Genomic DNA, 12955 nt, shown 5'->3' with positions numbered 1-12955 from the left:
ACTTCTAAAGTTGAGTGTCGCCCTCATCGGCCTCCCCGGCTCCGGTAAATCCACCGTCGGGCGACAACTCGCCCGGCGGCTTCAACTTCCGTTCTTTGACTCGGATCATGTGATTGAGCAGCAACTGGGCTGCTCAATCCGTGAGTATTTTGAGCGCGAGGGGGAAGACCGATTCCGTGATGTCGAAGAATCGGTCATTGACCAGCTCACGCTAAATCCCAAGTGTGTGTTGTCCACAGGCGGTGGTGTGGTGTTGCGTCCTGCGAACCGCAAGAACCTGCATGAACGAAGCCAGGTGGTTTACCTGAACTCGTCGCCCGACGAGTTGTTTCGGCGCCTGCGGCATGACGTGAACCGGCCTCTTCTGCAGGTTGCCGACCCCTTGGGGCGTCTGCGTGACCTGCATACCCTCCGCGATCCGCTGTACCGGCAAACTGCTCATTTCATCATTGAAACCGGTCGGCCTTCTGTGGCCACGTTGGTCAATATGATTGTGATGCAGCTGGAGCTGGCCGGTGTGGTGAACAGCCACTGACCTTGCATCTCCGCCTGTCCGCAGTGCCCAGGCCGGTGACGCCTGGCCAAGAGCCTCTAAACTCATGGGTATGAACGCCCCAGACCTCCAAACCGTTTCGATTGATCTGAAAGATCGCAGTTACCACATCGCCATTCGCGGCTCGCTGTTTGACAATCCGCTGAGTTATGCCGAGTTGCCTGGCGCTACGCACGCGCTGATTGTGAGCAACACCACCATTGCGCCCTTGTACGCGGAGCGTCTGCACAAGGCCTTGCATGACAAGTTCAAGCACATCCACTTGGTGGTTTTGCCTGACGGTGAAGAATACAAGACGTGGCAGACCTTGAACCTGATTTTTGATGCCTTGCTCAAAAACGGCTGTGATCGGAAAACCGTTCTCTTCGCCCTGGGCGGTGGTGTGGTGGGCGACATGACCGGTTTTGCGGCGGCCAGTTACATGCGCGGTGTGCCGTTTGTGCAGATTCCCACCACCTTGCTGGCGCAGGTTGATTCCTCGGTGGGGGGTAAAACCGGCATCAACCATCCGGCCGGCAAGAACATGATTGGCGCGTTTTACCAGCCGCTCAAGGTGGTGTGTGATCTGGACACGCTCAAGACCTTGCCCGCGCGCGAACTCAGTGCCGGGCTGGCTGAGGTGATCAAGTACGGCCCGATTGCCGATCTGGACTTTTTAAGCTGGATCGAGGACAACATCAACGCGCTCATGGCGCGCGAGCCCGCAGCGCTGGCCCATGCGGTCAAACGCAGTTGCGAGATCAAGGCCTGGGTGGTGGGGCAGGATGAGCGCGAGTCGGGGCTGCGTGCCATTCTGAATTTTGGCCATACCTTTGGTCACGCGATCGAGGCGGGGCTGGGCTACGGCGAGTGGTTGCATGGCGAGGCTGTCGGTTGCGGCATGGTGATGGCCGCGCATCTGTCGCACCAGCTGGGCTTGGTCGACTTGCCCTTTGTGGAACGCCTGACCACCTTGATTCAGAAGGCTGGCCTGCCCGTGAAGGGGCCACAGCTGTCGGCCACCGACAACGCCGGGCGCTACCTTGAACTCATGCAGGTGGACAAAAAAGCCGAAGGCGGAGCAATCAGGTTCGTCGTCATTGACGGTCCGGCCAGTGCGGCCATGCGCAGCGCACCGGAGGCCATGGTGCGCTCGGTGATTGACCTGTGCTGCGGTTGATTGCTATTAAAATAATAGCTACTTGCGCACGTTCCACCTGGGCTAGAGCCCTGTTTTATATAAATTTATGACCCTTGCTGCTTTTGCCTGTGATCCCGCCCAATCGCGCGGCAGACGGTATCCGCAGGCGCCGGCCCCCACGCGGACCGAGTACCAGCGGGACCGGGACCGCATCGTTCACTGCACTGCGTTTCGTCGGCTGGTCTACAAAACCCAGGTGTTTCTCAACCACGAAGGTGATTTGTTTCGCACGCGTTTGACGCATTCGTTGGAGGTGGCGCAACTGGGGCGGTCGATTGCCCGTTCGCTGGTGCTCAATGAGGATCTTGTGGAAGCCATTGCGCTGGCGCACGACTTGGGCCACACCCCGTTTGGCCATGCGGGGCAGGATGCGCTCAATGACTGCATGCGCACTTTTGGCGGCTTTGAGCACAACCTGCAAAGCCTGCGTGTGGTGGACACGCTGGAGGCGCGTTACCCTGAGTTTGACGGCCTGAACCTGACGTTTGAGACGCGTGAAGGCATTCTCAAGCACTGCTCCCGTGCGAATGCAGAGCAGCTGGAGTTGAGCGAGCCGGGCGGGGTAGGGCAGCGATTTTTGGCCCGCACCCAGCCCAGCCTGGAAGCCCAGTTGTGCAACCTGGCGGACGAGATCGCCTACAACGCGCATGACATTGACGACGGCGTACGCTCCGGGCTGATCACGCTGGAACAACTGGAGGACGTGGCCTTGTTTGACGACTTCAGGCGTCAAACCCTGGGCGAGTTCCCGCAGTTGGGGGACCGGGTTCAGGGCCGCCGCCTGCTCTACGAGACCATTCGCCGCATGCTGAGTGCCCAGGTCTATGACGTGATTGCCGCCAGTGAGTCGGCCTTGGCGGTGGCCGCGCCGCAGAGTGTCGACGAGGTGCGCCAGTTGCCCCCTTTGCTGTGTTTTGGCGAGGCTATGCGGGTCAAGTCGCAAGCGCTCAAGGCCTTCCTTCTGCGCCACCTGTATCGCCACCCCCAAGTCATGCACATGACGGGGCAGGCGCAGCGGGTGGTGCGCGGGCTTTTTGCGGCTTACCTGGCCGACCCCCGGGAAATGGGCGACGGTTTTCTGGCCCGCGCCGACGCTGCACGCGGCGAGCCCGAGCAGGCCAACGCCCTGGCGCGCGTCGTGGCTGACTACATTGCCGGCATGACCGACCGCTTTGCCGGGCGCGAGCACGAACGCCTTACCGGCTTGAAGCTGCTGCAATAATTTGCGGCACCCGACCCCCACACCAGGAACCCGTCTTGAGTTTTCTCAACCAACTTAAATCACAAGCCAGCGCACGCCAGGCCGAGCAGAGCGAGCAACATACGCACAACGCGCTCAATTCAAAGCTCACCGAGGCCGGGGCCAAAACCACCTGGCTGTACCTGGCTGATCTGGCCAAACAGCTCACGGTGATCGAACCCGCAGGCCCGGCCCTCAGTCTGGACGGGAAAACTCCGTGGCCACCCATGAAGCTGGTCGATTTTCGTGTGGACGCCCGCAAGAAAACACTGTTTGACCAAGAGGTGTTTGATTACATGGCCATGGGCTGGCGCATCGTGCCGCAGCATGGCAGGCCGATGGCCGGCAGCGTCAGCGCCAACTTTCCGCCGATGCTGCAGAAGATTGAAGCGGCGCTGAAGGTGAGCACCCTCCAACACGAGCGCGTCAATGTGCGCCACCCCGAGAAAAACACCCTGCAGGCCATCCGGTTTGACTACCTGACCGAGACCCGCGGCAGCGTCACCATCACGGCCAACCACCAGGACGCAACCTTCCTGTTTCGCGTCAACAATGCGCTGGGTTTCGAGGTGACCAGCACGGTGTACCCGGCCAAAGACATTCAGGCGCCCTTGCTGGACCAGCTGGCCAAGCTGATCGTCGGGCAAGCCAGCAGTTTCCTGAACCCCGGAGACCGACATGTCTGACACCGCCCACAGGGCCATCAACGATACCCGCGTCTGGCTGGAGCGGGCGGTGATTGGCCTGAACCTATGCCCCTTCGCCAAGAGCGTGCATGTCAAAGGACAGATTCACTACGCGGTGAGCCAGGCGCGCAAGCCCAAAGAGCTGTTGAAGGATCTGGTTTTTGAGCTAAAGGAGCTTGTAGCCCAGGCCCCATCTGCGAGAGACACTACGCTTTTGATAGCGCCTGACTGCCTGGCCAGCTTCTTCGATTTCAATGATTTTTTGGCGAAGGCTGATCAAGCCCTGGTTGAGTTGGCGCTGGACGGTGTGTTGCAAATCGCCAGCTTTCACCCGGACTTTCAGTTTGACGGGACCGACCCTGACGACATCAGCAATTTCACCAACCGGGCGCCGTACCCCACGCTGCACCTGTTGCGTGAGGACAGCATTGACCGCGCCGTGGAGGCCTTTCCCGAGGCCGAGGCGATTTTTGAGCAAAACATCCAAACCCTGGAGCGCCTCGGTACGGCGGGCTGGGCGGCGCTGGGTGTCGGGCGTGGCAAGATCGAGCCATGAAAACAAAGAATAATGACCGCCCTGTTGGCGATCGCGCTTCGCTCAAGTCCCGGCCGTCAGCAACTGATGCAGGTGCCATGGCCCCGGAAATCAGGCCCGGTCAGTCGGTGGAGTTACTCAAGGAGCTGCACATCCTGACCCGCGAAGGCAAGCTCAACCAGGACTCGCGGCGCAAGCTCAAGCAGGTCTACCACCTGTTTCAGTTCATCGAAAAATTGCTGCTGGAGTTGCCCGCCAAAGAGGGCGGGCCGACGCTGGCCGACCATGGCGCGGGCAAGTCGTATCTGGGTTTCATCATTTATGACCTGTTTTTCAAGGCGCTGGCGACGGGCCATATCTATGGCGTTGAAACCCGCCCTGAGTTGGTCCAGAAGTCACGCGAGCTGGCGGCGCGGCTCGGTTTTGACCGCATGTCGTTCCTGAACCTGAGCGTGGCGGAGTCCGCCAGTTCGGACGAACTGCCCGACCGCATTGACATGGTGACGGCACTGCACGCTTGCGACACGGCCACAGACGATGCCATTGCCTTTGGCCTGCAAAAGCGTGCCAGATTCATGGTGTTGGTGCCGTGCTGCCAAGCTGAAATTGCGCGAAGCCTGAATGCCGGCAAGGCCCTCAGCCTGGGCCGCACGCCGCTGGCAGAACTCTGGCGCCATCCGCTGCACACGCGCGAAATGGGCAGCCAGATCACCAACGTGTTGCGCTGCCTGTACCTGGAGGCCCGTGGCTACCAGGTGACGGTGACCGAGTTGGTGGGCTGGGAGCACAGCATGAAAAACGAGCTCATCATCGCCCGCTACCTGGGCCAGCCCAAACGTGCTGCGGCGCAGCGTTTGAGGGATCTGTTGAAGGAGTTCGGCTTGACCGACCTGCTTTATACCCGCTTTACGCTGCCCGAAGACAATAGTCTGGACCACGCCATGGACAACCAATCCCCGGCCTGACACGTTCTAGCCGGTAGCGTTATCTTTTAATTATTTGCTTTTGGAGTTTTCGATGAAACCAGCCCTGAAACTGAGTTTGACCCTGATGGTGGTCGCGGCCCTTGGCGCCTGCGCCAGCAGCAGCCCCGACGTTATTCAGCGTGGCGATACCCAGCGCATGTCGGAAGTGCTCGATGCCCGTGTGTTGTCCATTCGCGCTGTCACGGTGGATGGCAACCAGTCGGGCATGGGTGCGGCCGCCGGCGGTGTGGTGGGCGGTATTGCGGGTGCCGGTGTCGGCGGGTACCGGGAAAGCGCCATTGTTGGCGTGCTCGGTGCGGTGGTAGGCGCCGTGGCTGGCAACGCGGTTGAGCGTATGGGCACGCGCGAAGAGGCGGTGGAGATCCTGGTGCAGCTGAGAAACGGCGACCGGCGTGCCATCGTGCAGGCCAAAGGTGCTGAAGTGCTGGTTCCCGGTGATGCCGTCATTCTGGTCACCACGGGCGGCAAGGTTCGCGTCACCAAGGCACCTCGCTGAAATTAATTCGGGGTCAGATTCCAATTAAGATGGTGCAGTCACTTTTTACTGCACCTTTATGGCCCGTCTCCCCCGCCTCACGCTGCCCGGTTTTGCGCACCACGTCATTCAACGGGGCAACAACCGGCAACCCATTTTTGCGTCCGCAGCCGACTACCAGACCCTGCTGGATCTGCTGCATGAAAACGCCGAGAAGTTCCAGGTGGCCATTCACGCCTATGTGTTGATGAGCAATCATTTCCATCTGCTGGCCACGCCCCAAACAGCCGAGGGCTTGCCGCAGATGATGCAGGCGGTGGGCAGGCGCTATGTGCGTTATTTCAATGACCTGCAGCAGCGCAGTGGCACCTTGTGGGAGGGGCGCTACAAATCCACGCTGATCCAGACCGAGCGTTATTTGCTCGCCTGCATGGTCTACATCGACCTCAATCCGGTGCGGGCGGGTCTGGTGGCGCAGGCGCGAGACTACCCGTGGTCCAGCCATGGCCACTACACGGGGCAGCGCGTTGACAAACTGATCACCCCGCATGCCTTGTTCTGGGAACTCGGTAACACCCCCTTTGCCCGGGAGGCGGCATACGCAGAGTTGGTGCAAAGTGGTATCAGCGCGGTGCAGCAGACGGCCTTGACCGATGCTGCGCTAAGCGGTTGGGCGCTGGGTGAAGCCGATTTTGTCGCAGATTTACAAAAAAGAACGCAGCGGCGCGTGGTCAAAGGCAATGCCGGACGACCTGTTTCAATCCAAAAATAGAAGATAAAACAGGCTGTAGCGGCCGTCAATCATGCGGATATTGCTATTATTTTTGATATGTCCCCAATTAAAAAACAAGCTAATTACTTGTCAATTAATTAGAATCTGACCCCAATTATTCTGCTTGGCACTTTTGTTGCATTGCGGTATTCTTCAGAAATCTGTCACTTATAGGAGCGCGCCATGACAACGGCTGCCGAGATCAAGCATCTCCAGGAACACGGTTTGTATTCGTCCACCCAAGAGCATGACGCTTGCGGCGTTGGTTTTGTGGCGCACATCAAGGGCACCAAGTCGCATGACATCGTGCGCAATGCCCTCAAGATTCTTGAAAACCTGGACCACCGGGGTGCCGTGGGCGCCGACAAGCTCATGGGCGACGGTGCCGGCATCCTGATTCAGTTGCCCGATGCGCTGTACCGCGAAGAAATGGCCACGCAAGGCGTGACCCTGCCTTCACCCGGTGAATACGGCGTGGGCATGGTGTTTTTGCCCAAGGAGCACGCGTCCCGTCTGGCCTGCGAGCAGGAGATGGAGCGCGCGATCAAGGCTGAAGGCCAGGTGTTGCTGGGCTGGCGCGATGTGCCGGTCAACCGCGACATGCCGATGTCGCCCACCGTGCGCGAAAAAGAGCCCATCCTGCGCCAGGTCTTCATCGGGCGCGGCAACGACGTGATCGTGCAGGACGCGCTGGAGCGCAAGCTGTATGTGATCCGCAAGACGGCCAGTGCCAACATCCAGCGCCTCAAGCTGACGCACTCCAAAGAATATTACGTGCCCAGCATGTCCAGCCGTACCGTGGTGTACAAGGGCTTGTTGCTGGCCGACCAGGTGGGCGTGTACTTCAGGGATCTGGGGGACGTGCGTTGCATCTCCGCCCTGGGTCTGGTGCACCAGCGTTTCTCCACCAACACCTTCCCCGAGTGGCCGCTGGCGCACCCGTACCGCTATGTGGCGCACAACGGTGAGATCAACACCGTCAAGGGCAATTACAACTGGATGAAGGCGCGTGAAGGCGTGATGTCGTCCCCCGTGCTGGGCGCCGATCTGCAAAAGCTGTATCCCATCAGCTTTGCCGATCAGTCCGACACCGCCACGTTTGACAACTGCCTTGAGCTGTTGACCATGTCCGGCTACCCGATCAGCCAGGCCGTGATGATGATGATTCCCGAGCCCTGGGAGCAGCACACCACCATGGACGAGCGCCGCAAGGCCTTCTACGAATACCACGCCGCCATGCTGGAGCCGTGGGATGGCCCGGCCTCCATCGTGTTCACCGACGGTCGCCAGATTGGCGCCACGCTGGACCGCAACGGCCTGCGTCCTTCGCGCTACTGCATCACCGATGACGACCTCGTCATCATGGGTTCCGAGTCCGGCGTGTTGCCCGTGCCCGAAAACAAGATCGTGCGCAAATGGCGCCTGCAGCCCGGCAAGATGTTCCTGATTGACCTGGAACAGGGTCGCATGATCGACGACGAAGAGATCAAGTCGAATCTGGCCAACAGCAAGCCCTACAAGCAGTGGATCGAGAACTTGCGCATCAAGCTGGATGATGTGGTCGGCGGGGGCGAGCCCGCCAGCGCTTCGGAAAGCGTAGTCACTTTGCTGGATCGCCAGCAGGCCTTTGGCTTTACCCAGGAAGACATCAAGTTCCTGATTGCCCCCATGGCCACCGCGGGCGAAGAAGCCATTGGTTCCATGGGCAATGACAGCCCGCTGGCCGTGCTGTCTGACAAGAACAAGCCGCTTTACAACTACTTCAAGCAGTTGTTCGCGCAGGTGACCAACCCGCCGATCGATCCGATCCGCGAGGCAATCGTGATGTCGTTGGTGTCCTTCATCGGCCCCAAGCCCAACCTGCTGGACATCAACCAGGTCAATCCGCCCATGCGCCTGGAGGTGAGCCAGCCGGTGCTTGACTTTGCCGACATGGCCAAGCTGCGCGACATCGAGAAGCACACACAAGGCAAATTCCGCAGCTACACGCTGGACATCACCTACCCGCTGGCCTGGGGTCACGAAGGTGTGGAGGCCAAGCTGGCATCCCTCTGTGCCGAAGCCGTGGACGCGATCAAGGGCGGTAAAAACATCCTCATCATCAGCGACCGCGGTGTGAGCGCCACGCAAGTAGCGATCCCCGCGCTGCTGGCCCTGAGCGCCATTCACCAGCATCTGGTGGGTGCAGGCCTGCGGACCACCGCTGGCCTGGTCGTGGAGACCGGCACCGCGCGTGAAGTGCATCACTTTGGCGTGCTGGCCGGTTACGGCGCAGAAGCCGTGCACCCCTACCTCGCCATGGAAACGCTGGCCAGCATCCACAAGGATCTGCCCGGCGACCTGAGCGCAGACAAGGCGATCTACAACTACGTCAAGGCGGTGGGCAAGGGTCTGTCCAAGATCATGTCCAAGATGGGAGTCTCCACCTACATGAGTTACTGCGGTGCCCAGTTGTTTGAAGCCATTGGCCTGAACACGGAAACCATCGCCAAGTACTTCGCCGGGACGCCCAGCCGCGTGGAAGGGATCGGTGTCTTCGAAATTGCTGAAGAGTCCATCCGCATGCACAAGGCCGCTTTCAGCGACGACCCCATTCTGGAAACCATGCTCGATGCCGGTGGCGAGTATGCCTGGCGTGCCCGTGGCGAAGAGCACATGTGGTCACCCGACGTCATTGCCAAGCTGCAGCACTCCACGCGTTCCAACAACTGGAATACGTACAAAGAGTACGCCCAACTCATCAACGACCAGAGCAAGCGCCACATGACGCTGCGCGGCCTGTTCGAGTTCAAGATCGATCCGGCCAAGGCCATTCCGATTGACGAAGTCGAAAGCGCCAAGGAAATCGTCAAGCGTTTTGCCACTGGCGCCATGTCGCTGGGCTCTATTTCGAGCGAGGCCCATGCCACGCTGGCCGTCGCCATGAACCGCATTGGTGGCAAGAGCAACACGGGGGAGGGCGGTGAAGATCCGGCCCGTTACCGCAACGAGCTCAAAGGCATTCCGATCAAGCAAGGCCAGACCATGGCTGACATCATCGGCAAAGATGTGGTCGAGGTGGACATGCCGTTGCAGGCGGGCGACAGCTTGCGCTCACGCATCAAGCAGGTCGCATCCGGCCGCTTTGGTGTGACCGCCGAGTACCTGACCAGCGCCGACCAGATCCAGATCAAGATGGCGCAAGGTGCCAAGCCGGGTGAGGGCGGACAGCTGCCCGGTGGCAAGGTGTCCGAGTACATCGGCCGTCTGCGTCACTCGGTGCCGGGCGTGGGCCTGATTTCGCCCCCGCCGCACCATGACATTTATTCGATCGAAGACTTGGCGCAGCTGATTCACGACCTGAAAAACGTGGCACCGCACGCTGGCATCAGCGTCAAGCTGGTGGCTGAAATCGGCGTCGGCACCATCGCTGCCGGCGTTGCCAAGTGCAAGGCCGATCACGTGGTGATCGCCGGGCATGACGGCGGCACGGGCGCATCGCCCTGGTCGTCCATCAAGCATTGCGGCAGCCCGTGGGAAATTGGTCTGGCCGAAACCCAGCAAACCCTGGTGCTCAACCGTCTGCGCAGCCGCATCCGCGTGCAGGCCGACGGCCAGATGAAGACCGGCCGTGACGTCGCCATTGGTGCTCTGCTGGGGGCTGACGAGTTCGGCTTTGCTACCGCTCCCTTGGTGGTGGAAGGCTGCATCATGATGCGCAAGTGCCACCTCAACACCTGCCCGGTCGGTGTGGCCACGCAAGACCCGACCCTGCGCAAGAAATTCTCCGGCAAGCCAGAGCACGTGGTGAACTATTTCTTCTTCATTGCGGAAGAAGTTCGCCAGATCATGGCCCAGTTGGGTATCCGCAAGTTTGACGACATGATTGGCCGCGCCGACCTGCTCGACATGCGTCAAGGCATTGCCCATTGGAAAGCCAGTGGCCTGGACTTTAGCCGCTTGTTTGCGATGCCGAACGTGCCTGCGGACGTGCCACGCTTCCAGACACTGGAGCAGGCGCACGGCCTTGAAAAGGCGCTGGACAACGTGCTGATCGCCAAGAGCCGCGCTGCCATCGACAAGGGCGAAAAAGTGCAGTTCATGGAAGTGGCCCGCAACGTCAACCGTTCCGTGGGTGCCATGCTCTCCGGCGCGGTGACCCGGGTGCACCCTGAAGGTTTGCCGGATGACACCATCCGCATCCAGCTGGAAGGCACCGGTGGCCAGTCCTTTGGCGCCTTCCTGGCCAAGGGCATCACCATGTACCTGATTGGCGACGCCAACGACTACACCGGCAAGGGTCTCTCGGGCGGTCGCATTGTGGTGCGCCCCAGCATTGACTTCCGCGGCGAAGCGGTGCGCAACACCATCGTGGGCAACACGGTGATGTTTGGTGCCACCAGTGGGGAAGCTTTCTTCAGTGGCGTGGGTGGCGAGCGCTTTGCGGTGCGTCTGTCGGGCGCCACCACAGTGGTGGAAGGCACGGGCGACCACGGTTGCGAGTACATGACCGGCGGTACGGTGGCGGTGCTGGGCAAGACTGGACGCAACTTTGCCGCGGGCATGAGTGGTGGTGTGGCGTACGTTTATGACGAAGACGGCCAGTTTGCGACGCGTTGCAACACCGCCATGGTGTCCATGGAAAAAGTGCTGACCACTGCAGAGCAGGAAGCGGCGCTGGACAAAGCCCTCTGGCATCGTGGCCAAAGTGACGAAGCGCAGCTCAAGAAACTGCTTGAAGACCACAACCGCTGGACCGGCAGCAAGCGTGCCCGCGAGTTGCTCGACAACTGGAGTGTGTCCCGCCTGAAATTCGTCAAGGTTTTCCCCAACGAGTACAAACGTGCCCTGGGCGAGATTCATGCACGTGGACGAGGGGTTTTGCCAAAAGAGGCTGCAGCCCAGATCAGCCGTGCGCAAGCAGCTACAAAAAAAGAAGCGGTTCCAGCCAAATAAGGCGCGAACCAATTGAAACTTGTTAGGTTGGGGGCCGCGCCAAAGGGCTGCCCCGCCATGGAGTAAAAATATGGGAAAAGTTACTGGTTTTATGGAGTTTGAGCGCCTCGAAGAGGGCTACAAGCCCGTGGCCGAGCGCTTGAAGAATTACAAAGAGTTTGTGGTGGGTCTGGACGACGCGCAAGCCAAGGTGCAGGCCGCACGTTGCATGGACTGCGGCACCCCGTTTTGTAACAACGGTTGCCCGGTCAACAACATCATTCCTGATTTCAACGACCTGGTGTACCAGGGCGACTGGAAGAATGCGATTGAAGTGCTGCACAGCACCAACAACTTCCCCGAGTTCACCGGCCGCATCTGCCCCGCACCTTGCGAGGCGGCTTGCACGCTGAACGTGAATGACGGCGCAGTGGGTATCAAGTCGATCGAGCACGCCATCATCGACCGCGCCTGGGCCGAGGGCTGGGTGGCGCCTCGCCCCGCCAAGCACAAGACGGGTAAAAAAGTTGCCGTGGTGGGCTCCGGCCCCGCTGGCATGGCTGCCGCCCAGCAACTGGCCCGCGTGGGCCATGACGTCACCCTGTTTGAGAAAAATGACCGGGTTGGCGGCTTGCTGCGTTACGGCATTCCCGACTTCAAGATGGAGAAGTCGCACATCGACCGCCGTGTCGAGCAGCTGCAAAAAGAGGGTGTCACCATCCGTACCGGCGTCATGGTGGGGGAGTTGCCCAAGGGCTCGAAAGTCATCAACTGGGCCAAAGAAACGATTTCGCCTGCGCAGTTGCAAAAAGACTTTGATGCGGTCTTGCTCACCGGTGGTGCCGAGCAGTCCCGTGACCTGCCCGTGACGGGCCGTGAGCTGGATGGCATTCACTTCGCCATGGAGTTCCTGCCACTGCAGAACAAGGTCAATGCCGGCGACAAGCTCAAAGGCCAACTGCGTGCCGACGGCAAACACGTCATCGTCATTGGCGGTGGCGACACCGGGTCTGACTGTGTGGGCACCAGCAACCGCCACGGCGCGGTCAGCATCACCCAGTTTGAGGTGATGCCTCAACCCCCGGCGGAAGAAAACCGCCCCATGACCTGGCCCTACTGGCCACTGAAGCTGCGCACCAGCTCCAGCCACGACGAAGGCTGCACGCGTGAGTTCGCCATCTCCACCAAGGAGTTCATTGGCGAAAAAGGCAAGGTCACTGGTTTGAAAACCGTCCGTGTGGAATGGAAAGACGGCAAGATGGTCGAAGTGGCGGGTAGCGAGCAGGTTCTGACGGCCGATCTGGTGCTGTTGGCTATGGGCTTTATCAGCCCGGTGGCCTCCATCCTGGAGTCCTTCGGTATTGACAAGGATGCGCGTGGCAATGCCAAGGCGACAACCGAGTTCACGGGTGGCTACGCGACCAATGTGCCCAAAGTCTTTGCCGCGGGGGACATCCGTCGCGGCCAAAGCCTGGTGGTGTGGGCGATCCGTGAAGGCCGTCAGGCCGCGCGCTCGGTCGATGAGTTTCTAATGGGATTCAGCGACCTGCCGCGTTGATGTCGTGCCAATGCCACGGTGCCACCTGAAGAATAGGTGTAATCCCGTATGATCCA

At 60.2% G+C, this 12955-nt stretch carries 10 protein-coding genes; all 10 read left to right on the top strand.

Annotation, left to right across the window (positions count from 1 at the left end):
- Positions 1-10 precede the first annotated feature (10 nt).
- Complete coding sequence (locus tag AC097N_RS12480) at positions 11-535, top strand: shikimate kinase (RefSeq protein ID WP_479581345.1); 525 nt, start codon at positions 11-13, stop codon at positions 533-535.
- Between the two features lie 70 nt (positions 536-605).
- The gene (gene aroB, locus AC097N_RS12475) at positions 606-1712 is read left to right on the top strand and encodes a 3-dehydroquinate synthase (protein WP_479581344.1); all 1107 of its coding nucleotides are present in this window, start codon (positions 606-608) and stop codon (positions 1710-1712) included.
- A 67-nt stretch (positions 1713-1779) separates the two neighbouring features.
- Entirely contained in the window at positions 1780-2955 is a 1176-nt protein-coding gene (locus tag AC097N_RS12470; RefSeq protein ID WP_479581343.1) for a deoxyguanosinetriphosphate triphosphohydrolase, read from the top strand.
- 35 nt (positions 2956-2990) lie between these two features.
- Positions 2991-3659 carry a hypothetical protein gene (locus AC097N_RS12465; RefSeq protein WP_479581342.1) on the top strand — a complete coding sequence of 223 codons (669 nt, stop codon included), beginning with the start codon at positions 2991-2993 and terminating at the stop codon, positions 3657-3659.
- Positions 3652-4215: a DUF1415 domain-containing protein gene (locus tag AC097N_RS12460; protein ID WP_479581341.1), complete on the top strand. Its 564-nt coding sequence runs from the start codon at positions 3652-3654 to the stop codon at positions 4213-4215. Before AC097N_RS12465 ends, AC097N_RS12460 begins: the two co-directional genes overlap by 8 nt.
- 77 nt (positions 4216-4292) lie before the next feature.
- Positions 4293-5159 (top strand): class I SAM-dependent methyltransferase, encoded by an 867-nt coding sequence (locus AC097N_RS12455; protein ID WP_479581413.1) that lies wholly within the window; start codon positions 4293-4295, stop codon positions 5157-5159.
- A 52-nt stretch (positions 5160-5211) separates the two neighbouring features.
- Entirely contained in the window at positions 5212-5676 is a 465-nt protein-coding gene (locus tag AC097N_RS12450) for an outer membrane lipoprotein (RefSeq protein ID WP_479581340.1), read from the top strand.
- Positions 5677-5734: 58 nt separating this feature from the next.
- The gene (locus AC097N_RS12445) at positions 5735-6427 is read left to right on the top strand and encodes an REP-associated tyrosine transposase (protein ID WP_479581339.1); all 693 of its coding nucleotides are present in this window, start codon (positions 5735-5737) and stop codon (positions 6425-6427) included.
- Between the two features lie 183 nt (positions 6428-6610).
- The gene (locus AC097N_RS12440; RefSeq protein ID WP_479581338.1) at positions 6611-11362 is read left to right on the top strand and encodes a glutamate synthase-related protein; all 4752 of its coding nucleotides are present in this window, start codon (positions 6611-6613) and stop codon (positions 11360-11362) included.
- Positions 11363-11432: 70 nt separating this feature from the next.
- Positions 11433-12899, top strand: a complete 1467-nt coding sequence (locus AC097N_RS12435; protein WP_479581337.1) for a glutamate synthase subunit beta — start codon at positions 11433-11435, stop codon at positions 12897-12899.
- Positions 12900-12955: the final 56 nt, after the last annotated feature.

Source organism: Rhodoferax sp. LS1R11, from assembly GCF_056521395.1.
The sequence above is the reverse complement of the archived record's forward strand: the minus strand, read 5'-3'. Positions and strand labels throughout refer to the sequence as shown.